Genomic DNA, 23,942 nt, shown 5'->3' with positions numbered 1-23,942 from the left:
ACGAGCGGGGGACGTGACGGGTGAACGACAAGGACGATCTGGCGCGGCGGTTCGACGAGCACCGCCCCCACCTGCGGGCGGTCGCCTACCGGATGCTGGGTTCGCTCAGCGACGCCGAGGACGCGGTGCAGGAGGCCTGGTTCAAGCTGAACCGCTCCGACGTCGGCGGGGTGGAGAACCTGGGCGGCTGGCTGACCACCGTCGTGGGCCGGGTCTGCCTGGACATGCTGCGCTCGCGCACCACCCGCCGCGAGGAGCCCCTCGACGCCGGGGACGGCCCGGTCCGGCTGCCCGATCCGGTGCTCAGCGGCCCCGAGGGGATCGACCCGGAGCAGGAGGTCCTGCTGGCCGACTCGGTCGGCATCGCCCTGATGGTCGTCCTGGAGACCCTCGGCCCGGCCGAGCGGCTGGCCTTCGTCCTGCACGACACGTTCGCCGTGCCCTTCGAGGAGATCGCCCCGCTGGTCGAGAAGACCCCGGCGGCGACCCGTCAGCTCGCCAGCCGCGCCCGGCGCCGCGTCCAGCACGCCGCACCGGCCACCGACACGGACGTGACCCGGCTGCGGCAGGTCGTCGACGCCTTCCTGTCGGCCGCCCGGGGCGGGGACTTCGAGGCCCTCGTCTCCGTCCTGCACCCCGAGATCACCGCACGCTCCGACGGCGGGACGCTGCTGCCCAGCTCGCTGCGGCGCGGGGCCCGGGAGACCGCCTCCCAGGCGATCACCTTCGCCCGCTTCGCGAAGGACGCCCGTCCGGTGCTGGTCAACGGCGCGCCGGGGGTGATCGCCCTCGACCCCGACGGGCGCCTGCTCTCGGTGATGGCCTTCACCGTCCGGGACGGCCTGATCACCGCCCTGGACATCCTCACCGACCCCGAACGCCTCGCCCGCCTCGACCTGAGCGGGATCCTGGGCGACCGGGACTCGGACACCCCCTAGGGCTCCGGCAGGGGGGCCGGGAGTTCCAGCCAGACCGTCTTGCCCGGGCGTACGCCGCCCAGCGGGGCGGAGCCCCAGGTCTGCGCGAGGTGGTTCAGCAGGACCAGCCCGTGCCCCCCGGGACGGGTGCGGTCCTGCGCCGCCCGGGGCCTCGGCGGCTCGGGGTTGTCGTCCGTGACCTCGACCCGCAGCAGGCCCCCGGGCCCGTAGCGCAGCACCAGCTCCCGCGGGCCGCCCGCGTGCAGGCAGGCATTGGTCACCAGCTCCGAGACCAGCAGGAGCGCGTCCTCCTCGGCGTCGCTGCCCGGGGCCCACGCCCAGTCGGAGAGGGCGCGCCGGGTGAAGTCCCGGCACCGGGTGACCACACCCGCCGTGGCACCGCCCAGGACCAGCCTCCGCGTCTGTTCCGCCACCGGCGCACTCCCGTCTCGGCCTCACCGCTCCCCTCGGCGCCGCACCTACCCTCGACCAGGAGGGACAAATCCCATGGTTTCGGCCACAAGGCCGCCACAGCCGCCCCACAACGCCGCCAGAGCCTCGCCGGAGCGCCGCACGCGGGGCCGCGAGGGGTCCCGGCGGGGGCCTCCCGCCGCCTTCCAAGCGGGGTCCCGAAGGCGCGCGACCGGCCCCCACCAGGGGTTTTCCGCCGTTCTCCCCCGTGGAGCGGCGTGTGCGGGCGACGGTAATCCGGCCGTTCGACACCGTCGAGGATCGGCTCCCCGATCCGTCAAGTCCCCCGGGACCCCGGCCGGCGGCCACCCGCGGCCGAGGCACCCCCGTGTCCACATCCTGGACAACTACCCTCGGTATATGAACGCAGATGCCGACGCCCTCCGCACCGTGAAAGACGCCGACCGGAAGCACGTCTTCCATTCCTGGTCGGCCCAGGAGCTCATCGACCCGCTCGCCGTCGCGGGAGCCGAGGGCTCGTACTTCTGGGACTACGAGGGCAACCGCTATCTCGACTTCTCCAGCGCGCTCGTCTACACTAACATCGGCTACCAGCACCCCAAGGTCGCCGCCGCCATCGCCGAGCAGGCCGGCAAGCTCTGTACGGTCGCGCCCGGCTTCGCCGTGGACGTCCGCTCCGAGGCGGCACGCCTCATCGCCGAGCGCACCCCCGGCGACCTCGACAAGATCTTCTTCACGAACGCGGGCGCCGAGGCCGTGGAGAACGCCGTCCGCATGGCCCGGCTGCACACCGGCCGGCCCAAGGTGATGTCCGCGTACCGCTCGTACCACGGCGCCACGACCACCGCGATCAACCTCACCGGCGACGCCCGCCGCTTCGGCAACGACAGCGCGACCGCCGGCGTCGTGCACTTCTGGGGCCCCTTCCCCTACCGCTCCCCCTTCTACGCCGGCAGCGAGGCCGAGGAGTGCGAGCGCGCCCTGCGCCACCTGGAGGACACGATCGTCTTCGAGGGCCCGCAGTCCATCGCGGCGGTCATCCTGGAGACCGTCGGCGGCGCCCCCGGCGTGCTCGTGCCCCCGGCCGGCTACCTGGCGGGCGTCCGCGAGATCTGCGACCGCCACGGCATCGTGTTCATCCTGGACGAGGTCATGGTCGGCTTCGGCCGCACCGGCACCTGGTTCGCCGCCGACAACTGGGACGTCACCCCCGACCTCCTCTGCTTCGCCAAGGGCGTGACCAGCGGGTACGTGCCGCTCGGCGGGGTCGCCATCTCCGGTGCCATCGCGGAGACCTTCGCCCGCCGCCCCTACCCGGGCGGGCTGACGTACTCCGGGCACGTCCTGGCCTGCGCGGCCGCCGTCGCCACCATCAACGTGATGGAGGAGGAGGGCGTCGTCGAGCAGTCCGCCCGCACCGGCGCCGAGCTGCTGGGCCCCGGCCTGCGCGAGCTCGCCGCACGGCACCCCTCCGTCGGCGAGGTCCGGGGTCTGGGCACCTTCTGGGCCCTGGAACTCGTACGCGACGCGGACACCCGCGAGCCCCTCGTCCCGTACAACGCCTCCGGCGCCGCCAACGCGCCCATGGCGGCCTTCGGGGCGGCCCTGAAGAAGGGCGGCCTGTGGCCGCTGCTCGCCGGGAACCGGATGCACGTCGCCCCGCCCTGCAACATCACGGCCGAGGACGTGGCCAAGGGGCTGGCGATCCTCGACGAGGCCCTCGCCGTCACGGACGCGCACATGGTCTGACCTGGTCTCTTGTGGGGTCGCCCAATCCGTGGGTGCTGGTGTTCGGATGTTCCGTGCGGTGGTTCATCCGCCGTACACATGGTGCAATCCCGTCAGTACTTCAGTACGACTCAGCACCTACGGACCGGGATGCACGTCAGTCCCGGGGCGGTCCTGCGGGGCCGAACGGCGGGGAGCGGGACGTCCTCCACGAGGGCGGGCGCTGGACGCCGGGCGTACGGGATCCAGACCAACGGACTCCGTGTTCCCGAGTACCCGAAGGAAGACAGCATGAGCAAGCACGTCCTGGGCCAGAACCAGTACGGCAAGGCCGAGAACCGCATCGTCGTGGTGACCCGCAAGGGCAACGACGGCTCCTGGCACGAGATCCGCGACCTGAACGTCTCGGTCGCCCTGCGCGGCGAGTTCCGAGACGTCCACCTCACCGGTGACAACGCCAACTGCCTGCCGACCGACACCACCAAGAACACGGTGTACGCCTTCGGCAAGGAGCACGGCATCGCCTCCCCCGAGGCCTTCGGCATCCTGCTCGCCAAGCACTTCGTCTCCTCCCAGGCCCCGATCCGCGAGGCGCAGATCCGGATCGAGGAGTACGCCTGGGAGCGGATCCCCGTCCCGACCCGCAAGGAGCAGCACTCCTTCGTCCGCAAGGGCCAGGAGGTGCGCACCGCGCAGGTCACCTACAGCGAGACCACCGGTCTCCAGGTGATCTCGGGTCTGAAGGACCTGACCGTGATGAACTCGACCAACTCCGAGTTCCACGGCTACATCAAGGACAAGTACACGACCCTCCAGGAGGCGTACGACCGCATCCTGGCCACCAAGGTCACCTCCCGCTGGGCGCACTCGGCGCTGGCCGCCGACGACGCCGGGTACGACTGGGACCGGTCGTACAAGAAGGTCCGCAAGCACATGCTGGAGGCCTTCGCGGAGACGTACTCCTACTCGCTCCAGCAGACCCTGAACCAGATGGCCGAGCGGGTGCTCGACAACTGCCCCAAGGTCAACGAGGTGCGCCTCAACCTGCCGAACAAGCACCACTTCCTCGTCGACCTGGAGCCCTTCGGCCTCAAGAACGACAACGAGGTGTACTTCGCGGCGGACCGGATGTACGGCCTGATCGAGGGCACCGTCCACCGTGACGGCGTCCAGCCGGTGATCGCCACCTCCGACTGGATCGTGGCGTAACACCCCGTTCCTCCCCGTCCGTTCGGCCCGGACCGCGTCGCGGGGTCCGGGCCGTCCGTCATGTCCGGGGCTGCCCAAGCAGCAGGTTCCAGCGGCCCGCCCGGCCGCTGAGGGCGGTCACGGTGTCCGGGCGGACGTCGAGCCGCCAGAAGGCCGCGGGCGGCAGCTCCAGGGCGGACACCACGGCGGCCCGCACGACGGCCTGCGCGGCCACCGCGTGGTGCCGGCCGGGCTCCAGGCCCGCCAGGTGTTCCCCCGTACGGGTGATCAGCGCGGCCACCGACTCCCCGCCGCCGGGCGGGGCGAACTCCGGATCGGTGAGCCAGAGCCGGATCGCCTCGGGGTCCTCGGCGGCGACCTCGTCCAGGGTGCGGCCCGCCCACTCCCCCATGTCGGGCCCGGCCAGGCCCTCGTGGCCGGGGCAGGGGTCCGCGTACCCGAACCGGCCCTGGCGGGCGGCGTCATCGAGCGGAGGCGTGGTCAGGTAAAGGCGCACCGGGGGAGTCAAGGGCATAAAAAGAGCGTAAAGCGCACGCCCAGGGCGTGAGATGGGGGACACACGCCGTGGTGTTCAAGCCAGGAGCGCGATACCGTCACGGACGACATGAAGAAGGTATGACGGAAGTACCGGTGAGAATCCGGCACGGTCGCGCCACTGTAAGTCCTCCCGCGGCAACGGGGGAGGGAAGTCAGACCCGTCCGCCTTCGACGAGAGCACCACTGACCGGGACGCGTGTTCCCCTGGAGGTTCCACCATGGCCCACTCCGCCGTGCCCGCTTCGGCCCCCGTCGCCGTAGCCCCCATCTCCCTCTCCGCGCTGGCCCCCTGGGCCGCCTTCGCCGCCGTCGTGACCCTGTTCCTGCTGTACCTCGTCGGCGTCGAGCAGGGTGCCGCCGCGCTCTTCCAGGGCGACACCGTCCACGAGTGGATGCACGACGGCCGCCACCTGCTCGGTTTCCCGTGCCACTGATCTCCTGCTGATCCTCCGCTGATCACGCAAGGAGCTCCCACGTGAACACCGTTTCCCCCCGTGCCCTGCTGGTCCGGGGCATGCTGGCCGGGCTGCTCGCGGGCGTCGCCGCCTTCCTCGTCGCGTACCTGCTCGGCGAGTCCAAGGTGGACGCGGCGATCGCCATCGAGGAGGCCGGCGAGGCCGCGCACGACCACGCCGAAGCCGCCCCGGTCAGCCGCGTCCTCCAGGCGACGGCCGGCCTCGGCACCGGCACCCTGCTCTACGGGGTCGCGCTCGGCGGCATCGCCGCGCTCGTCTTCTGCTTCGCGCTCGGCCGCATCGGCCGCTTCGGCCCCCGGGCCACGGCGGCCCTGGTCAGCGGCGGGCTGTTCGTCACCGTCGCCCTGGTGCCGTTCCTCAAGTACCCGGCCAATCCCCCCGCCGTGGGCGACCCCGACACGGTCGTCCGGCGGACCACCCTCTACGTGCTGATGATCGCCCTGAGCGTGCTCCTGGCGTCGGGCGCCCTGATCCTGGGCCGGCGGCTGGCGCCGCGCCTGGGGAACTGGAACGCCTCGGTCGTCGCCTCGCTCGCCTTCGTGGCGGCCATCGGCATCGCCTTCGCGCTGCTTCCGGCGGTCAACGAGGTGCCGGAGGACTTCCCGGCGGCGCTGATCTGGCAGTTCCGGCTCGCTTCGCTGGCCATCCAGGCAGCGGTGTGGACTACTTTCGGCCTGGTCTTCGGATTTCTAGCCGAACGCGCTATTGCCCCGGCCGTCGCACCCAAGGAGGCTGTACAGCCGACGAGTTGAGCATGGCACTCCGGTTACGGACGTGCCGGGTGTGAAGAGGGTGGAGCCGGGACATGCCGTCCGCGATCCGGGAATGGCGGGGCTGGACCGGCGCCGCACCGTTCTGGCTGAACTCGGTACTGCTGAGTCTGGCCCCCTTCACCGCCGTCCCGCTCTTCGCCCAGATCGGCGTCATCACCGCCCTGGCCGCCCTCGGCGGACTGGCCCGCCAGCTCTGGTACGGGGACTACGGCCACCCCGCGATGCACCTCGCCGCCGCCCTCATGGGGGCGGCGGCGGTCGTTTTCGTGGTGCTGTGATCCCGCCCCCACCGCCGAACAGCCGTCCCCGCCAGGAAGAATGGGGCTTTTCGATCTTCCGAGCGGGAACGGGGGCCGGTGTGACGGCGGCGGCGCGGCGGGACATGCCCGAGGAGTACCTGGCCGGGTACGTACGCATGCTGGGGGAGGTCTCGGCCACCGGCCGCCGCCCCACGCCCGGGGAACTCGACGCCCGCCGCGCCCTGGGCGAACGGGCCGCCGAGGCCGGGTACGGGCCGCGCGTCCTGCTCGCCGCCCATCTGGCCGCCACCCGCACCGCGCTCGGCGGCCCGGGCGCTCCGGACCTGCTGATGGCGGCCGCGGAACAGGCCCTGGACGCCTTCGCCGAGGGCTACGAGGGGGGCCGGTCGGCCCGCCGCGAGTTCATCGACGACCTCCTCCCGGGCCGGGACGCCCCGGACCGCCTCGCCGAGCGGGCCGCCCGCTTCGGACTGCGCCCGGCCGACGCCCACACCGTGGCCGTGGCCCGCGCCCCCACCCCCTATGCCGACGGCGGCCCGCCGCTGCGGCGCCTGGAAGCGGCCCTCGCCGGACAGCCGGTACTCCTCACCGTCAAGGACGGCCACCTGGTCTGCGTGACCTCCGGCGAGCAGGACGGGACACTGGCCGACTTCGCCCGGCGGGCGTCCACGGGCGCCCTGGTCGCGATCGGCCGCCCGCACCCCGGGGTCGACGGGATCGCCGCCTCGTACGCGGAGGCCCTGGGCACCCTCGACGTCGCGGACCGCCTCGGCTTCGAGGGCCCGCTGCTGCGCGCCGCCGACCTGCTGGTCTTCCCGGTGCTCACCCGGGACCGGGCCGCCCTGGCCGACCTGGTCCTGACGGTGCTCGGCCCCCTGCGGGCCGGACGCGGCGGAGCGACACCGCTGCTCGACACCCTGACCGCGTACTTCGACGCGGGCTGCGTGGCGGCGGAGGCGGCCCGCCGGCTGAACCTGAGCGTGCGCGCGCTGACGTACCGCCTGGAACGCATCCACCGTCTGACGACCCACGACCCCGCCGACCCCGCCCACCGCTACACCCTCCAGACGGCCACCCTGGCCGCCCGCCTCCTGAACTGGCCCACCGAACCCCTGTCCAGCGTGTGAGGCGCGGGGGCTGGGGAGCAAACCCCTCACCCGTTCGGCGGCACCGCCCCCCGCTTTCGCAACGCCCCCCACCGCCCACCGCCATCTGCGAAGACTCCCCCCACGCCCCCCGACACACCGATGACGCCCCGTCAACTCACGCACCCCACCGACGTGCCGACCCACCTGCGGTGGGCCACGCTCCCAGGGACCGGCCGCCCGAGCCGGCCCAGGAGGAATGCCATGCCCCGCGCCCCGTGGGCGGTCGCCACGCTGACGGTCACTCTGCTCTGCACCGGCATCGCCCTGTTGCACGGCGCAGAAGGCGGAGAACGGGCGGGGTCCGGCACCCCCGGCATCACCGACGCCCTCCCCTCCCGTGCCCTCGGCCTCTCCGGCCACCGCCGCCTGGTGCGCGAGCTGGAACACTCCGGCAGCCACGCCCCGCCCCGGCGCAGCCGCGCGGTCTCCGCCGCCCCGATGCACCCGTCACGGCCGCTCCGGCTGCGGATCCCCAGCCTGGGGGTGGACCTCCCCCTGGCCGAAGGCGCCCAGGACGGCGAGGACACCGCCGGCTGGGACACCACCGCCCCGGCCCCCGGCTCGGCCGGCACCGCCGTGGTCACCGCGAGCGGGTTCCCCCTCGCCGAACTCCGGCGCGGCCGCACGATCGAGATCCCGCGCGCGGACCACCGTACGGCCGTGTTCACCGTCGAGCGGGTCTCCCCGTACGGGGTCACCGGGCCCGACCGGGGGCGGGCGCGCCTGCGGCTGGTCAGCGGGGAGACGTCCGTCCTCGCCCGGCTGACCGGCCCCCTCCGCACCGGCTGACCATGACGCACCCGTCCGGACCCGGCGCCCCGTCAGCCGAGGGGGGCGTCTTCATCACCCGGTCGGGCGCTTCTCGGGGACGGCCGGGGAGTCGCCCGCGGCGGTGGGGCATGCAAGCCCCATGAGCGGTGCGCGGTACGCGCGGACGGTACTGGCGCGGGCCCTGACGGTGGCCTGCGTCGCCCTGCTGTGCCTGTTCGGCGCCGGTCCGGCGGCGGTGGCCACCGCCGGCGCCGATCCCCGTGCCGCCTCCTCCGCCCCGGCCGACCCCGCCGAAGGGCAGTCGGATCCGGCCGCGGATCCCGATGCCCGGGCGGACGTACGCACGGTCGTACGCGCGGTGCCCGGCCCGCGGGGGCTGCCGTCGGGGACGTTTCACGTGAAACACGCGGACGAGTCCACCCGTGTGGCCCCGTACGGGCCGGCCGGGGCGGCCCTGTCCCTGCGGACGGTCCGGAGTGTGGTCCTGCGCTGCTGAGCGGGCCGAGCGGAAGAACTCCCCCCACACACCCAGGACCACCGTGAGGTTCCGTCATGCCCATCGACCCGTACGCCGCGCTGAACGCCCTCATCCGCGCCGAAGCCGTCCGCTTCTCCCCGGCCGCCCGCGAGGACCGGCCCGCATCCCGGGCCCTGTCCTCCGAGACCGCCCCCGAGGCCCCCGAAACCGGGCCCCGCGCCGAGCCGCAGCGGGGCACCGCCGGCCCGGCCGCGTAGCCCCCTTCGGGCACCCCATCAGGCGGCGCCGGTTCCCGTGCCCCCGGCAACGGGGCACGGGAACCGGCGCCACGGCCCGCCCGGTCCTGCGCGCGGGGTCAGGTCTCCCGCGTGTAGTACCGGTAGAAGGCGACGATCCCCACGCCGAGGCCCGAGAACAGGCCGACGACGGTGGCGCGGAGCACGGACTGGTTGGTCAGGCTGTGCAGATAGCCGACGGCGACCCCGATGAAGACCCCGTAGGCCGCCGCGTGCAGCTCCCGCTTGAGCCTCGGGCCGACCCGCGCGAGGGCGAACATGATCCCGGCGAAGATGACGCCGCACAGGATTCCGTAGAAGACGTTGCCCGCGTCGACCGGGCCCATCTGACGCTTGATGAAGGCCGCCCAGACCCCGTAGACGAGGCCGAGCAGCAGCGGGCGGGCGAGGGCGCTCTTGCTGATGTCGTGCGCGTGCGCCGACGCCATCGGGCGGTGCCGCCGAGGGGCGGTGGGGGCCGCGTGTGCCATGGCGGGGCTCCTCTCTTCCAGCCTCCAGGGCACACCCGCCGCCCCGGGGCGGCAAGTGGATCACCCGTCCGGGTGGTCCGCGGACGTCCACGGCTCCCCGGACGCAGCAACCGGGCTGGCGCCGCGCCCCGCGGCCGCCTTCCCTGGTGACGTGCGCACCTATCTGTCGGCGGCCCTCATCGTGCTCGTGGCCCTCCTCGTGCCCGCTAGCGCGGTCGCGTACTGGGCCGACCGCCAACTGGGTGACGCCGACCACTACACCGCCGCCATGTCCCCCCTCGCCACGAACCCCGCCGTCCAGGGGGTGGTCGTCACCCAGGTCACCCGCGCCCTCTCCGGGCAGATCGACGCGGGCCCCTTCCAGGGCGGGGTGGACGCCCTGATCGGCGAGGCCCTGCACTCCTTCGCCGGGACCCCCGCCTACCGGACGGCCTGGGACGCGGCCAACCGGGCCGCGCACACCGCGTTCCTCGACGCGCTCACCACCGGCCACGGGGACGCCGTCACCATCGACCTCGCCCCGGTGATCGCCCAGGTCAAGGGGGAACTGGTGGAGGACGGGGTGCCCTTCGCCGACCGCATCCCCGAGACGCACCTGTCCGTGAAGGTCATGGAGTACGACAACCTGGGCGCGCTCCGGAAGGGGTTCCGCATGCTCCAGATCGCCGGAGTCTGGCTTCCCGTACTGACCCTGCTGCTCGCGGCGGCGGCCGTGGCCGTCGCCGTACGGCGCCGCCGCGCCCTGCTGGCCACCGGTCTCGGGATCGCGGCCGGGGCCGTCCTGCTGGGGATCGCGGTCGGCGTGTGCCGGAGTCTGACCCTCGACGACCTTCCGGCCGACATCGACCGGGCGGCCGCCGGGGCCGTGTACGACGCGCTCACCGCGTTCCTGCGGACCACCGCCTGGGTGGTCCTCGCCCTCGGGCTGGTCACCGCGCTCGCCGCATGGCTGACGGGCCGACTACGCCGCACCCCATAAGCTCGGAACATACCCATCCTCCGCAGAACGCCCCAGAAGAACCGATTCGCGAGCGGTGACACGGAAGCGGAATGACCACCGAACGACGCACCGAGCACATACCGGCCGAGCCGCCCCGGCCCCGCACCCTGGCTCCCCCCGCCTGGCTCGTCGCGGGACTGCGGCCGAGCGGCGCCCCCGTCCCCTGGGCCGCGGTGGTCCGCGCCGGGATCGCGCTGTCCGTCCCGCTCGCGGTCGGCTTCGCCCTGGACGAGCCCGAGTACGGGGCGCTCGCCTCCATGGGCGCCCTGTCCGGGGTGATCGGGGACACCGCCGACGCCTACCGGATGCGGATCCTGAACATCGCGCTCCCGCAGCTCCTCGGCGCGATCGGGGTGGCCCTGGGCACCCTCGTCTACGGCCACGGCTGGGTCGCGGTCGCCGTCCTCACCCTGATCGCCCTGCTCTCCGGGATGATCTCCTCCATCGGCACGGTCGCCTCCGCGTCGGGGCTGGTCTTCCTGCTCAACGCGGTGGTCGGGGCCGGTCTGCCGATGCCGGAGCCCTGGTGGACGGCCCCGCTGCTGCTCGCCGCGGGCGGCCTGTTCGTCCTCCTGCTCACCCTCCTGGGCTGGCCTCTGCGCGGCCGCCGGCCCGAACGGGCCGCCGTCGCGGCCGCCTACCGGGCCGTCGCCGACGCGCTGGAAGCCGCGGGCGGACCGGCGGCCGAGTACGACGAACGGCGGCAGCACGTCACCCAGACCCTCAACCAGGCCTACGACCTCGTCCTGGGCCGCCGCGCCCGGGTGCACGGGCGCAGCCCCTCGCTGGTGCGGGTGCTCGCCCAGCTGAACGTGCTGATCCCGCTGGTCGAGGCCGCCCCCGCGGCCCACCTGCGGGGGCGCCCGCTGCCGCCGGAGTTCCCGGCGGCGGCGCGCGACCTGGCCGCCGCCGTCGAGGAGGGCCGCACCGAGGCCCCGGTCCTCGACCTGCCGGCCCCGCACAGCCCGTCGGAACGGGCCGTGGACGCCGCCCTGCGGCACGCGGCGAAGATCGTCCCCCTCAAGGAGCCGGACCCGTACAACGTCGACGACCGCCTCGGCCGGCCCGCCGCCCTGCGCGTCCGGGCGGGCCGGGTGGTGCGCGACATGATGCTGTCCGGGGCCTCGTGGCGCTACGGGCTCCGGCTGGCCCTGTGCATCGGCCTGGCCCAGTCGCTGGTCTCCCTGATCGAGGTGGAGCGCTCGTACTGGGTGGCGCTGACCGTCACCTTCGTCCTCAAGCCGGACTTCGGCTCCGTCTTCTCCCGCGCGGTGCTGCGCGCCCTGGGGACGGCGGCCGGGCTGGTCCTCGCCGCCGCCGTGCTGGCGGAGGTGCCGCGCGGCTGGTGGGACGTACCGGTGACGGTGCTGCTCGCCGCGCTGATCCCGGCGTTCTCCGCGAAGGGGTACGTCTTCCAGACCGCGGCCATCACCCCGGTGATCCTGCTCCTGTCGGACCTCCTCAACCACCAGGGCTTCGACCTCATCCGGCCCCGGCTGCTGGACAGCCTGATCGGCTGCGCCATCACCCTGGTCGCCGGCTACCTGCTGTGGCCCGAGAGCTGGCACACCCGGATCGGCGACCGGCTGGCCGACGCCGTCGACGACGCCGCGCGCTACGTGGAGTGCGCCTTCGCCCCGGTCGCCGGCGAGGCCGCGCTGCGGGCGGCACGCCAGTCCCGCCTGCAGGCCCGGCGGCGCATCTACCGCGACCTCTCGGGCGTCCGCAGCGAGTTCCAGCGGGCCCTGACCGAGCCCCCGCCGACCGGCAGCCGTGCCGCCGCGTGGTGGCCGCTGGTGGTGGCCGTGGAACGGATCGTGGACGCCACCACGGCGGCCCGCGTCCGCGTCAACCACGGAGCCCCCGAACCGCCCCCCTCCGAGGTGGCCCGTATCGCCGGACACCTCCGCGAACTGGCCGAGGGCGTCCGCAGCAGCCAGACCCTGTACCGGGTCGACGTCCCCGCGGAGCCCGGCGGGCCCAGCGTCCTGTCCCCCCTCCACCAGGAGGTGGCGGCGGCCCGGGCCATCGCCCAACCGGAGCACTGACCGGGCCCGGAGCCCCGGCACACGGCAGCATCGAAGCATGCGCCCCCGTCGCCCCCTGGCCACCCCGGCCCTGGCCGCCGCCCTGGCCCTCACGGCGGCCGCGACCGGCGGGTGCGCCGACGTGGAGGGCCTCAAGAACCAGGGCGACCTCGGCACGGTCCACGCCCCCAAGACCCTGTGGAAGGGCTACCTCCCCGACCCGCCGGGACCCGGCCAGCAGCCCGGCGCCGCCGCGGTCGTCCCCGGGCTGCCCAAGGTGCCGGGCCTGAGCATGCGCGGGGTGAACGCCCTGGCCGTCGTGCGGGCCGACATCACCTCCGCCACCGCCGAGGACGGCGGCACCGGCCGGCTCGTCGACCCCCGGGCCGTCCAGCGGCTCGCGCTCTGCACACAGGCTGTGGACGGCGGCCCCTACTGCCCGGTGCGCCCCGGCGTCCTGCACGACCTGACCGGCAACGGCCGCGAGGAGCTGATCACCGCCGTGGACGTGGACGGCCGCCTCAGCGAACTGCGCGTCTACACCGTCCAGGACGACGGCAGGATCGCCCGCATCCTGTCCAGGCGCGGGGTCCTGGAGGGAGTGGAAGTGGCCGCCGAGCACCTGGCGGTCCGCGAACCGACCTCCAACTCGGTCTACATCTCCGTCTCCGACTACGTGTGGGACCCGAACACCAAGAGCATGAGCCTGTCCCAGCTGACCCTCGACGACTGCCCCACCCTGACCGACGTCCCCCTGAGCGCGGACCGCCGGCGATGCGCGCGCTGAGCAGCCTGCGCTGGAAGATCGCCCTCACCACCACCCTGGTGTGCTGCACGGTGGCCGCCGCGCTGGGGATCGCCGTGCACAACGTCGTCGCCCGGCAGGTCGTCGGGGAGGTCCGCAAGGAGGTGGACCGGGAGCTGGACCACGCCCTCAGCCACTACGAGTACGGCACCGCGCACGGCGACGTGCAGGCCGCCCTCGACCCGCCCGGCCTCCCCGGCCCCCTGCGCGACCTGGTCGCGCGCGGCCGGACCGGCAGCATGGTCGGCACCTACCAGGGCAAGCCCGTCATGTGGGCCGCCGGGCCCGCCGACCGGCAGGCCCTCGCGGTCTGGATCCCGTACGAGAACACCCGCGCCCGGCTCCGGGACCTGGACACCGCGATCCTCGCCTCGGCGGCGCTCGCGGCCGGGGTGGTGGCCCTGGCCGGCCTGTTCCTCGCCAACCGGATCAGCCGCCGCCTCACGACCACGGCCGCCGTCGCCCGCCGGATCAGCGCCGGGGACCTGGACGCCCGCGTCGGCTTCCCGGCCGGCGGGAACGCCGGGGACCACCGCCGCTCCCGCGACGAGGTACGGGACGTCGCCCGGGCGCTGGACTCGATGGCCGCCTCCCTCCAGGAACGGCTGGAGGCGGAGAAGCGGTTCACGGCGGACGTCGCGCACGAGCTGCGCACCCCGCTCACGGGCTCGCTGGCGGCCGCCGCGCTGCTGCCGGAGGGGCGGCCCAAGGAGATGATCCAGGACCGGCTGGGGGCCCTGCACCGGCTCACCGAGGACCTGCTGGAGATCTCCCGGCTGGACTCCGGGGTGGAGCGGGCCGACCTGGCCCGGGTGGAACTGGGCCGGGCCGTACAGCGGGCCGTCGCCGGGTCCCGGCTGGCCGCCGAGGTCCGGGTGGTGCGGGACGCGGTGGTGCTCACCGACCGCCGGCGCCTGGACCGGATCCTGGCCAACCTGCTGGTCAACGCGCACAAGCACGGCAGGCCACCGGTGGAGGTGACGGTGGACGGCCCGGTGGTGACGATCCACGACCACGGTTCCGGCTACCCGGCCGAGCTGATCGAACAGGGCCCGCAGCGCTTCCGCACGGGAGACCCCGGCCGCGGCCGGGGCCACGGTCTGGGCCTGACGATCGCGGCGGGCCAGGCGGCCGTCCTGGACATCGTCATCGGCTTCGCCAACGCCCCCGGCGGCGGCGCCCTGACCACCCTCCGGCTCCCGGTGGGGCGGCTGCCGGAGGGGAGTTGAGGGATCAGACGCCGATGTTCCCGCCGTCCTTGCGCCACACGCAGACGACGGCGGGGCGGGTGATCCGGCCCGGCCCGTCGGGCCACACCGACTGCGGCTTCTCCACGGACGCGCCGTCGATCTCGCCCGGGTGCTGGACCGCGACCAGCACCCGCTTGTCCTGGACCAGCGGACCGCAGGTCTCGGCGCCGCGCGGCACCGTCAGGAACTGCTTGAGCTCGCCGCGGCGCTCACCGGCGGTCGCGACGCCGAACAGGCCGTCGTGCGAGCCGAGCTGGTTGCCGTCGGTGGAGATCCACAGGTTGCCGTGCGGGTCGAAGGTCACGTTGTCCGGGCAGGAGACCGGGCTGACCTTGTCCTTCGGGAAGCCCGCGAAGTAGGTGGCCGGGTCGTTCGGGTCACCGGCGACCAGGAACAGGCGCCAGGCGAAGCCGTCGCCGGCCGGGTCGTCGAAGTTCTCGGCGAGCTCCAGTATCTGGCCGTGCTTGTTGCCGTTGCGCGGGTTGGCCTCGTCCGCGGCGGCCTTGCCGGCGGCGCCGCGGTCCTTGTTGTTGGTCAGCACGACGTAGACGCGGCCGGTGCGCGGGGAGGGCTCGATGTCCTCGGGGCGGTCCATCTTGGTGGCGCCGGCCTTGTCACCGGCCTGGCGGGTGAAGACGAACACCTCCTCGGCGGTCATGCCCTCGACGTGCGAGACGTTGCCGGAGGGCGAGGCCGTGGCGAGCTTGATCCAGATGCCGGAGCCGTCGAACTGACCGTCGGCGGGCGGCTTGCCGGAGCCGTCGATCTCGGCGGCCGGGGAGTCGCCGGTGAGCTTGGCGACGTAGAGGGTGCCCTCGTCGAGCAGCGTGAGGTTGTGCTCCTTCGCGGCGCGCGAGTCGCCCTTCATCATCCGCTTCGAGGAGACGAACTTGTAGAAGTAGTCGAAGCGCTCGTCGTCTCCCATGTAGACGACGGGGCGGCCGTCCTCGGTCAGGCGGGGCTGGGCGCCCTCGTGCTTGAAGCGGCCGAGCGCGGTGCGCTTGCGCGGGACGGAGTGCGGGTCGTACGGGTCGAGCTCGACGACCCAGCCGAAGCGGTGGGGCTCGTTGGGCTCCTGCGTGACGTCGAAGCGCTTGTCGAACCGCTCCCACTTGCGCTCGGTCTCGCCGGCGGTGACGCCGTAGCGCTTCAGGCGGGCGGCCTGGGCGGCGTCGGTGACCTTGCCGGCGTGGGCGAAGTACTGGTTGAAGTTCTCCTCGCCGTGGAGGGTGGTGCCCCACGGGGTGGTGCCGCCGGAGCAGTTGTTGAGCGTGCCGAGGACCTTGGTGCCCGTGGTGTCGGCGGAGGTCTTCAGCAGGTCGCCGCCGGCGGCCGGGCCGGTCAGGCGGAACTCGCTGGTGGCGGTGAGGCGGCGGTTGAGCTCGTGGCGGCTGACGGCGGTGAGCTTGCCGGAGCGGTGGTCCTCCTGGACGGCCACCACGCCGAGGCCGTGCGCGGCCCAGGCGATCTCGACCTGCTCGCGGGTGGGGTTCGCCGGGTCGTAGCCGCGGAACATCAGGTTTTCGTTCGTGTACTCGTGGTTGGCCACGAGCAGCTGCCGGCGCTCGTATCCGTCGCCGAGCGGGAGGAGGGCCAGGAAGTCGTTGTTGTACCCGAACTGGCCCGCCTGGGCGGCGGCGGTCTGCCGGTCGGGGTTGAACGCGGGGGCGCCCTTGACGATCGGGTCGCCCCAGCGGACGACCACGTTCTGGTCGTGGCCCTCGGCGACGGTGACCCGGTCGTCGGTGTTCGGCGCGACGGCCTTGAAGCGCAGGCCGCGGGCGGCCTCACCGGTGCGCTGCGCGTCGGCGGTGCCGGCGGCGGCGGCGCTCCGGCCGCCGCCCGCCCCCAGGGTCACGGCGGTGCCGGCAGCGGTCGCGACGGTGACGATCGCGGCGGAGCGCAGCATCGAGCGGCGGGAGTAGGCGCGGGCGATGACGTCACCGACGTACTCGTTGTCGCTGGTGTTGGGCACCTCGTGGAAACAGGCGTCACCGCAGCGGTAGCGGCAGGTGAGAGCGGAACGGCCGCTCCCGTGCGGGTTTCCGATGAGTGGCAGCAGCTTGCGCACGAGGTCCTCCGGTGGATACGTACGAATGAATTCAGCCGCGACGGTAGGCGGAGGGTGCGCCGGTGCGGGGGCACGGGGATGAACGGTGGATGAACCCGGCACGGCGGAGGGCCAGTTCGTGCGGGCGGCCGGGTTGGGTGGTAGGACGGGCACCACGAAGGGCGCCCCTGCCGTCGTTCCAGCCAAGGGGCCGATAACCTTACGTGTCCACTCTGGGCAGGGATCAACCGCGCAGCACGGACAAATGACGCACGCACTCATGCGAAAGGCCTGGCCCATGGGTATTCGGAGCTTGTTGCGCAAGGTGTTCGGAAGGACTTCGGAGGCGGTCCCCGAGACCTCGGACGCCCCGACGGCGGCCCTCCCCAGCCAGGCCGAACGCACACCCCTGGATGTGGCGGCCGACCTGGTGGCGGCCTCCTTCGACAACCCGACGGTCCCGCCGCAGTCCGCGCCGCGCGACCGCGAACCGGGCACCCTCCTCACCGCCCCCGCCCCCACGACGGACCCCACCGTCCCGGAGGCCCGCCGTCCCTCACCTCCGGCCCCCCAGGACCCCCCGACGGGCCCGGTTTCCCCGGAACCGTCCCTTGCTCCCGCGGCCGAGCCCTCCGCCGAGGCCGTCGTAGACGCCGAGCCCCAGGCCGAGCCCTCCGCCGAGGCCGAGCCGGCCCCCGCCGAGGAGCCCGCACCGCAGGCCGACCCCGAGCCGGAGGCCGTCACGGCTGCCGCGCCCGAGGCTGAGCCGGCCCCGGCGGCCGAGCCGCAGGCCGAGGCCGCGCCGGCCGGTGACAGCGTCGCCACCCAGCCGGTGGCAGAGGCCGAGCCGGCCCCCGCCGAGGCCGCCGTAGACGCCGAGCCGCAGGCGCAGGCCGAACCGGCCGACGCCACGGACACCCCCCGGCCGGAGGCCCAGCCCCTGGCCGCCGACCAGGCCGAGCCCGTCGCCGAGGCGGAGCCCGTCGCCGGCACGGCGGACGCCGAACCGCAGGCCGCGGCCGAGCCGGCCCCCGCCGAGGAGACCGCGCCGGAGGCGCGGGACACCCCCGAGCCGGAGGCTCAGCCCCTGGCCGCCGCCGGGACCCCCGCGCCCGAGGCCGAGCACATTGCCGCCGCCCCCCAGCCGGAGGCAGAGGCTCAGCCCCTGGCCGCCGCCGCCGAGGCCCCCGCGCCGGAGGCCGAGGACGTGGCCGCCGCCCCCCAGCCGGAGGCAGAGGCAGAGGCCGGCCCCGCGCTCCCCGCGGCAGCGGTGCGGCGGAAGGACGGGGCCGTCGGGGCGGCCTACAAGGCCGCCGGGCAGGTGCTGCGGGCCAACGGGAAGGCCGGGGCGCGGGCCAAGGTGTACCTCGTGCTGGACCGGTCCGGGTCCATGCGCGGGTTCTACAAGGACGGCAGCGCCCAGTACCTCGCCGACCACGCCCTCGCCCTCGCCGCCCACCTCGACGAGGACGCCACCGTCCACACGGTGTTCTTCTCCACCGAGCTCGACGGCACCGCCGAGCTGACCCTCGACGCCCACGACGCCACCTGGGTCGAGGACCGGCACGGCGAGCTCGGCCGGATGGGCCGCACCAGCTACCACGTGGCCGTCGAGGCCGTCGTCGAGCGGTACCAGAAGGACGGCGGCGAGGGCCCGGCCCTGGTCGTGTTCCAGACGGACGGCGCGCCCGACAACGTCCGCCCCGCCCGCCAGGCGATCACGGACGCCGCCGCCACCGCCCCCGGCATCCACTGGCAGTTCGTCGCCTTCGGCGACCACGACGCCAAGGCCTTCGACTTCCTGCGCAAGCTGGACGCCGAGAACGCCGGCTTCTTCCACGCCGGCCCCGCCCCCACGGAGCTGACCTCGGCCGCCCTCCTGAAGGGGATCCTCGACCGGTTCTGACCCCCGCAGCACGGCAAAGGGCCCGGGATCCGAAGATCCCGGGCCCTTTCACACGGCCAGAACTACGCCGCTCAGCGCGCGGCGTCCGGGTGGACGGCCTCCGCGACCGGCTTCGCGTCCGCCGCCTTCGTCTCGACCGGCTTGCGCAGGGCGATGTTCAGCTCGCGCAGGCGGCTCTCCTCCAGCACCGTCGGCGCGCCCATCATCAGGTCCTGGGCGTTGCCGTTCAGCGGGAAGGCGATGGTCTCGCGGATGTTCGGCTCGTCGGCCAGCAGCATCACGATGCGGTCCACGCCCGGGGCGATGCCACCGTGCGGCGGGGCGCCCAGGCGGAACGCGCGCAGCATGCCCGCGAACTCGCGCTCGACGGTCTCGGCCTCGTAACCGGCGATCTCGAAGGCCTTCAGCATGACCTCGGGCTCGTGGTTGCGGATGGCGCCGGAGGACAGCTCGATGCCGTTGCAGACGATGTCGTACTGCCAGGCCAGGATGTCGAGCGGGTCCTTCTCCTCCAGGTCCTTCATGCCGCCCTGCGGCATGGAGAACGGGTTGTGGGAGAAGTCGATCTTGCCGGTCTCCTCGTCCTTCTCGTACATCGGGAAGTCGACGATCCAGCAGAAGCGGAAGACGTTCTCCTCGAAGTGGCCGGCGCGCTTGGCGGCCTCGACCCGGACCGGGCCCATGATCTTCGAGACCTCGTCGAACTCGCCCGCGCCGAAGAACACGGCGTGCCCGGCGGCCAGGCCCAGGCGCTCGCCGAGGACCTTGACGTTCTCCTCGGTGAGGAACTTGGCGATCGGGCCGGTCAGCGAGCCGTCCTCGCCCACGCGCACCCAGGCCAGGCCCTTCGCGCCCAGCGAGACCGCGTAGTCGCCGAGGCCGTCGAAGAACTTGCGCGGCTGGTCGGCGGTGTCCGGCACGGCCAGCGCACGCACGTGCTTGCCGGCGAACGCCTTGAACTCCGAGCCCTCGAAGACGTCGGTGATGTCGACGAGCTCCAGCTTGGCGCGCAGGTCGGGCTTGTCGTTGCCGTACTTCAGCATCGACTCGCGGAACGGGATCCGCGGGAACGGCGAGGTGACCTCGCGGCCGTTGCCGAACTCGGTGAAGAGCTCGGTCATCAGCTTCTCGATCGGCTGGAAGACGTCCTCCTGCTCGACGAAGGACATCTCCACGTCGAGCTGGTAGAACTCGCCCGGCGAACGGTCGGCGCGGGCGTCCTCGTCGCGGAAGCAGGGCGCGATCTGGAAGTACCGGTCGAAGCCGGAGATCATCAGCAGCTGCTTGAACTGCTGCGGGGCCTGCGGCAGGGCGTAGAACTTGCCCGGGTTCAGGCGGGACGGGACGACGAAGTCACGGGCGCCCTCGGGGGAGGTCGCGGTGAGGATCGGGGTCGCCATCTCGTTGAAGCCGAGGGCCACCATCTTCGAGCGGATCGAGGCGATGACGGCCGAGCGCAGCATGATGTTGCGGTGCATGCGCTCGCGGCGCAGGTCGAGGAAGCGGTACTCCAGGCGCCGCTCCTCGTTCACACCGTCGTCGGTGTTGATCGTGAAGGGCAGCGGGGCGGAGGCGCCGAGCACCTCGACCTCGGAGACCTCGATCTCGATCTCACCGGTGGCGAGCTCGGGGTTCACGTTGTCGGCGCCGCGGGAGACGACCTTGCCGTCGACGCGGACGACGGTCTCCTTGGTGACGCTGCTGAGGGCCTCGTTCGCCGCGGTGCCGGGGCGGGCCACGAGCTGCGTGATGCCGTAGTGGTCACGCAGATCGATGAAGAGGATGCCGCCCAGGTCTCGACGATTGTGCACCCAGCCGCTCAGCCGGACGTCGGATGCGACGTCGGAGGCACGAAGCTCGCCGCACGTGTGGGACCTGTACCGATGCATCAGTCATCCAGTTCTACGCGATATCAAGGTGGACTCAACCGTCCCAAGGTTACCGTCCGGGAGCCGCACGCACCGGGCGTGCCCGGAGCGGGCCGGGAGCGGGTACTGAACAGGCATCCCGGGCGGATGACCTGTAAAGATGACCAGGTGCGCACCGAGGACGTCCTGGCCGCCATCGCGACCGGCCTGTGGCGATGGGACAACGCCTCCGGGAAGGTCACCCTCGATGGCGAGGCCGCCCGGCTGCTCGGGCTGCCCGCGGAACCGGTCGTCCTGCCCGAGGCGGCCGTCCGCTCGCGCTTCCACCCGGTGGACTGGAACGAGATCAACGGCATCGTGAACCTGGCGGTGGCCGAGGGCACCCTCGCCGAGGCCCGGCTGCGGATCATGGACGTCGACGGGCGCGTGCTGCGCACCGTCCGCAGCCGCTCCAAACCCCTGGAGAACCGGACCGCGGACGGCCACGTCGACTACGAGCTGATCGGCACCATCCAGGAGATCGCCGAACCCCAGCCCGGCACCACGGCCGCGCACACCCCGATCACCGGCGACTGGCGGCGCTCCCGCGAGGCCTTCCTGCTGGACGCCGGCCGGGCGCTGGCCGAGGCGCGCTCCACCGCGGAGGTGCTGCGGGTGGCGGCGTCGCTGTCCATGCCGGGCTTCAGCCCCGACGGGCTGGCCGTCTTCGGGGTGGAGGGCGACCAGCTGTCGGTCATCGGGCACCACGGGCACGCCCCGGGCGACGAGGGCCCCTTCTCCGACATGGCCCTCGACACCGACTACCCGGCCGCCGAGGTCGTACGGACCGGCCGGGCGATCTACCTCCCCACGCCGGAGGAGTACAAACGGCGCTTCCCGGTCACCTGGCCGCTCGCCCGCCGCTTCGGCCGGGCCTCCTGGGCCTTCCTGCCGCTGATCGTGGCCGGGCGGACCATGGGGGCCTGGATGGCCGCGTTCAAGCACCCGGTGACCTTCTCGCCGGACGAGCGGTCGGTGCTGACGACGGTCGCCCGGATGCTCGCCCAGGCCCTCCAGCGGGCCGGGGTGGCCGAATCGGAGCGGGAACTCACCACCGGCCTCCAGCGGTCGATGATGCCCCAGCTGGGCCCGGAGATCCCCGGCATGACCATCGCGGCCCGCTACGTGCCCACCGGCGGCGGGCTCCAGGTCGGCGGCGACTGGTACGACATGATCCCGCTGCCCTCGGGCCGCTTCGCCCTGGTCATCGGCGACGTCCAGGGGCACGACGTACGGGCCGCCGGGCTGATGGGCCAGCTGCGGATCGCCGTACGGGCCTACGCGTCCGAGGGACACCGGCCGGACGCGGTGCTCTCGCGGGCCTCCCGCTTCCTGGCCGGGCTGTGCTCCGTGCGCGAGGAGGACGCCGAGGACGCCGAGGCGGCCGGGCCCCGCTTCGCCACCTGCCTGTACGTGGAGTGCGACCCGGAGACCGGCACCCTGGAGATCGCCCGGGCCGGGCACCCCGACCCGGTGGTCCGGATGGCCGACGGCACGGTCCTGATGCGGCCCACGGCCGGCGGGCTGCCGCTGGGCATCGTCCCGGACACCGACTACCCGACGACCCGCTTCGCCCTGGAGCCCGGCGAGACGATGATGCTGTGCACCGACGGGCTCATCGAGACCGGCGGGCACGACCTGGACACGGGCTGGGCGCGGCTGCGGGCGGTCCTGGAGTCCGACGTGCCCCACGGGCCCGGCACCGCCGACGGCGCGCCGGAGGACAACCACCTCGAACGCCTCGCCGACCTGCTGGTCCAGGCCGTGCACGGGCCCTCCTCGCACCACACCACCGGCCCGCTGGCCGACCGCCGCGAGGACGACATAGCCGTGGTGCTGCTGTGCCGCGAGAGCCCGGGCTGCGGCTGCGGGACCGCCGCGGGGCACCCCGTACGGCCCGCCCGGCGCACGATGCTGACCGTGGCCCAGGCCGAGCCGGCCCGGATCGCGGGCGCCCGCCGGCAGATCCGGGAGCTGCTGCACGACTGGGCGGACGCGGAGCAGGTGGACTCGGCGGTGCTGATGGTCTCCGAGATGGTGACGAACGTACTGGTGCACACCGACGGCGACGCGCTGCTGGTCGCGGAGGCGGCGGGCGAACTGGGCGCGCGGCGGCTGCGCGTGGAGGTGGCCGACGCCAGCGACGAGCTGCCGCACAAGCGCCACCCCGGGGAGATGGCCTCCAGCGGGCGCGGCGTCCTGCTGATGGAGATGCTCGCCGACAGCTGGGGGGTGGATCCGCGCGGCGAGGGCAAGTCGATCTGGTTCGAGCTGTACGAACAGTCCAAGCCGGACGGCGACGAGGACCGGGAATCCCCCCGGCCCGTCGGCTGACCGCCCGGCACCCGGAAGACGAACCGGCCGGCCGAACCGAACCGGAAGGCCGCCCCGGACGACCGAAAGGCGGACGCCATGCCCAGGCGGACCCCGGCCCCGGCCAGGCCCCTGCTCCCCGAACCGGCGCGGAGGCTGGCCGCCTGGTGCGCCGTCGTCCTGCTGGTGACCGGCGTGGTCGCCGTCGGCGTCTGGCTCTGCATGGTGTTCAGGACGGCCGTCACGCCGGTGCTGCTGGCCCTGCTCGGCACCGCCCTGCTGGGCCCGCTGCACCGGCGGCTGATCCGGATGGGGCTGCACCGCTCACTGGCCGCCGCCCTGACCTGCCTGGCCGTGGTGGCGGTGGTCGGCGGGGCCGCGTACGTGATCGTGGCCGCGCTCATCGAGACCGGCGACCAGATCGCCGGCGCCCTCAAGCGGGCCGGTCAGGGCCTCGCCGAGCACTTCGGGGCCGCCGGGACCTCCCTCCAGGACCTGGCCGCCCATGCCAAGGGGCTGCTCGCCAAGTTCGGCGGGACGGCCGCCTCCGGCGTCATCAGCGGGCTCAGCGTGGTCGCGGAGATGATCGGCATGGCGGTCCTCGCACTGCTGCTGATCTTCTTCTTCCTGCGGGACTCCGACCGGGCCGCCGGCGCCCTGCGCTCGCTGGCCCCGGGCTCCACCGGGGACACCGTCGAGGCCATGGCCCGCCGCGCCTACCGGGCCGTCGAGGGGTTCATGCGCGGCACCACCTTCATCGCCGCGATCGACGCCGTCTGCATCACCGTCGGCCTGCTGGTGCTGCGGGTGCCGGGGGCCGTGGGGCTGGGCTCGCTGGTGTTCGTCGGCGCGTACATCCCGTACCTGGGCGCCTTCGTCTCGGGCGCCGTCGCCGTGCTGGTGGCCCTCGCCGACCGGGGGTGGGTCATCGGGCTGTGGGCGCTGGGCGTGGTCGTGGCCGTACAGGTGCTGGAGGGGCACGTGCTCCAGCCCCTGATCCAGAGCCGGACCGTGCAGATGCACCCGGCGGCGGTGCTGCTGGCGCTCACCGCCGGGGCGAGCGTCGCCGGGATCCTCGGCATGCTGCTCGCCGTACCGCTGACGGCGGCCGCGTTCGGGGTCCTGTCGGAACTCCGCTCCCGCTACGCGGCCCCGGGCCCTGAATCGGACCCGGGAGATTCCGCCTAGG

Annotated in this window: 22 protein-coding genes; 17 read left to right on the top strand and 5 right to left on the bottom strand. The window is 73.7% G+C overall.

Translation table 11 applies throughout. The features are described from left to right. Window positions 1–20: 20 nt before the first annotated feature. Window positions 21–938, top strand: a complete 918-nt coding sequence (locus AB0F18_RS02870; protein ID WP_362054181.1) for a sigma-70 family RNA polymerase sigma factor — start codon at window positions 21–23, stop codon at window positions 936–938. On the opposite strand, the gene AB0F18_RS02865 is transcribed toward AB0F18_RS02870, so the two are convergent. After that, complete coding sequence (locus tag AB0F18_RS02865; protein WP_362054178.1) at window positions 935–1,351, bottom strand: ATP-binding protein; 417 nt, start codon at window positions 1,349–1,351, stop codon at window positions 935–937. The genes AB0F18_RS02870 and AB0F18_RS02865 overlap by 4 nt on opposite strands. Window positions 1,352–1,748: 397 nt before the next feature. Here AB0F18_RS02865 and AB0F18_RS02860 point away from each other — a divergent pair, with 397 nt between their 5' ends. Together AB0F18_RS02860 and pucL are read left to right on the top strand one after the other, a co-directional pair. Next, window positions 1,749–3,098, top strand: coding sequence for an aspartate aminotransferase family protein (locus AB0F18_RS02860; RefSeq protein ID WP_362054175.1), 1,350 nt, complete (start codon window positions 1,749–1,751; stop codon window positions 3,096–3,098). Window positions 3,099–3,368: 270 nt separating this feature from the next. Then, entirely contained in the window at window positions 3,369–4,286 is a 918-nt protein-coding gene (pucL, locus tag AB0F18_RS02855; protein ID WP_362054173.1) for a factor-independent urate hydroxylase, read from the top strand. 58 nt (window positions 4,287–4,344) lie between these two features. Here pucL and AB0F18_RS02850 read toward each other — a convergent pair whose 3' ends face one another. Continuing rightward, on the bottom strand, window positions 4,345–4,800 hold the full coding sequence (locus AB0F18_RS02850) for a histidine phosphatase family protein (protein ID WP_362054170.1): 456 nt from the start codon (window positions 4,798–4,800) through the stop codon (window positions 4,345–4,347). A 241-nt stretch (window positions 4,801–5,041) separates the two neighbouring features. Here AB0F18_RS02850 and AB0F18_RS02845 point away from each other — a divergent pair, with 241 nt between their 5' ends. From AB0F18_RS02845 to AB0F18_RS02815, 7 genes are all read left to right on the top strand, one after another. Beyond that, the gene (locus AB0F18_RS02845; RefSeq protein WP_045945631.1) at window positions 5,042–5,257 is read left to right on the top strand and encodes a CbtB-domain containing protein; all 216 of its coding nucleotides are present in this window, start codon (window positions 5,042–5,044) and stop codon (window positions 5,255–5,257) included. 41 nt (window positions 5,258–5,298) lie between these two features. After that, window positions 5,299–6,051, top strand: coding sequence for a CbtA family protein (locus AB0F18_RS02840; RefSeq protein WP_362054166.1), 753 nt, complete (start codon window positions 5,299–5,301; stop codon window positions 6,049–6,051). A 53-nt stretch (window positions 6,052–6,104) separates the two neighbouring features. Continuing rightward, window positions 6,105–6,350, top strand: a complete 246-nt coding sequence (locus AB0F18_RS02835) for a hypothetical protein (RefSeq protein WP_362054163.1) — start codon at window positions 6,105–6,107, stop codon at window positions 6,348–6,350. Window positions 6,351–6,454: 104 nt separating this feature from the next. Then, window positions 6,455–7,459 carry a helix-turn-helix domain-containing protein gene (locus tag AB0F18_RS02830; protein ID WP_362054388.1) on the top strand — a complete coding sequence of 335 codons (1,005 nt, stop codon included), beginning with the start codon at window positions 6,455–6,457 and terminating at the stop codon, window positions 7,457–7,459. Window positions 7,460–7,681: 222 nt separating this feature from the next. Beyond that, window positions 7,682–8,269, top strand: a complete 588-nt coding sequence (locus tag AB0F18_RS02825) for a class F sortase (protein WP_362054160.1) — start codon at window positions 7,682–7,684, stop codon at window positions 8,267–8,269. Between the two features lie 121 nt (window positions 8,270–8,390). Next, entirely contained in the window at window positions 8,391–8,747 is a 357-nt protein-coding gene (locus AB0F18_RS02820) for a hypothetical protein (protein WP_362054157.1), read from the top strand. A 56-nt stretch (window positions 8,748–8,803) separates the two neighbouring features. After that, a complete protein-coding gene (locus AB0F18_RS02815; RefSeq protein ID WP_362054154.1) occupies window positions 8,804–8,986 on the top strand; it encodes a hypothetical protein in 183 nt (60 codons plus the stop codon). A 98-nt stretch (window positions 8,987–9,084) separates the two neighbouring features. Here the strand turns inward: AB0F18_RS02815 and AB0F18_RS02810 are convergent, their stop codons facing one another. Then, window positions 9,085–9,495: a hypothetical protein gene (locus AB0F18_RS02810; RefSeq protein ID WP_362054151.1), complete on the bottom strand. Its 411-nt coding sequence runs from the start codon at window positions 9,493–9,495 to the stop codon at window positions 9,085–9,087. Between the two features lie 151 nt (window positions 9,496–9,646). Here AB0F18_RS02810 and AB0F18_RS02805 point away from each other — a divergent pair, with 151 nt between their 5' ends. The 4 genes from AB0F18_RS02805 to AB0F18_RS02790 all read left to right on the top strand — a co-directional run bounded on the left by AB0F18_RS02805 (window position 9,647) and on the right by AB0F18_RS02790 (window position 14,556). After that, the gene (locus AB0F18_RS02805) at window positions 9,647–10,474 is read left to right on the top strand and encodes a hypothetical protein (protein ID WP_362054148.1); all 828 of its coding nucleotides are present in this window, start codon (window positions 9,647–9,649) and stop codon (window positions 10,472–10,474) included. 71 nt (window positions 10,475–10,545) lie between these two features. After that, a complete protein-coding gene (locus tag AB0F18_RS02800) occupies window positions 10,546–12,543 on the top strand; it encodes an FUSC family protein (protein ID WP_362054145.1) in 1,998 nt (665 codons plus the stop codon). A gap of 37 nt (window positions 12,544–12,580) precedes the next feature. Beyond that, entirely contained in the window at window positions 12,581–13,309 is a 729-nt protein-coding gene (locus AB0F18_RS02795; RefSeq protein ID WP_362054142.1) for a hypothetical protein, read from the top strand. After that, window positions 13,297–14,556, top strand: a complete 1,260-nt coding sequence (locus tag AB0F18_RS02790) for a HAMP domain-containing sensor histidine kinase (protein ID WP_362054139.1) — start codon at window positions 13,297–13,299, stop codon at window positions 14,554–14,556. Before AB0F18_RS02795 ends, AB0F18_RS02790 begins: the two co-directional genes overlap by 13 nt. A 4-nt stretch (window positions 14,557–14,560) precedes the next feature. Here the strand turns inward: AB0F18_RS02790 and AB0F18_RS02785 are convergent, their stop codons facing one another. Beyond that, window positions 14,561–16,648 carry a PhoX family phosphatase gene (locus tag AB0F18_RS02785; RefSeq protein ID WP_362054136.1) on the bottom strand — a complete coding sequence of 696 codons (2,088 nt, stop codon included), beginning with the start codon at window positions 16,646–16,648 and terminating at the stop codon, window positions 14,561–14,563. 277 nt (window positions 16,649–16,925) lie between these two features. Here AB0F18_RS02785 and AB0F18_RS02780 point away from each other — a divergent pair, with 277 nt between their 5' ends. After that, complete coding sequence (locus AB0F18_RS02780; RefSeq protein ID WP_362054133.1) at window positions 16,926–18,533, top strand: VWA domain-containing protein; 1,608 nt, start codon at window positions 16,926–16,928, stop codon at window positions 18,531–18,533. Window positions 18,534–18,604: 71 nt separating this feature from the next. Here AB0F18_RS02780 and aspS read toward each other — a convergent pair whose 3' ends face one another. Beyond that, window positions 18,605–20,422: an aspartate--tRNA ligase gene (gene aspS / locus AB0F18_RS02775; protein ID WP_362054130.1), complete on the bottom strand. Its 1,818-nt coding sequence runs from the start codon at window positions 20,420–20,422 to the stop codon at window positions 18,605–18,607. Between the two features lie 147 nt (window positions 20,423–20,569). Between aspS and AB0F18_RS02770 the strand changes: the two genes are divergently transcribed. Together AB0F18_RS02770 and AB0F18_RS02765 are read left to right on the top strand one after the other, a co-directional pair. Then, a complete protein-coding gene (locus AB0F18_RS02770) occupies window positions 20,570–22,774 on the top strand; it encodes a SpoIIE family protein phosphatase (RefSeq protein WP_362054385.1) in 2,205 nt (734 codons plus the stop codon). 78 nt (window positions 22,775–22,852) lie between these two features. Then, window positions 22,853–23,941 carry an AI-2E family transporter gene (locus AB0F18_RS02765; RefSeq protein WP_362054127.1) on the top strand — a complete coding sequence of 363 codons (1,089 nt, stop codon included), beginning with the start codon at window positions 22,853–22,855 and terminating at the stop codon, window positions 23,939–23,941. Window position 23,942 lies beyond the last annotated feature (1 nt).

This window comes from Streptomyces sp. NPDC029216 (genome assembly GCF_040648015.1).
GTDB lineage: Bacteria > Actinomycetota > Actinomycetes > Streptomycetales > Streptomycetaceae > Streptomyces.
The sequence above is the reverse complement of the archived record's forward strand: the minus strand, read 5'-3'. Positions and strand labels throughout refer to the sequence as shown.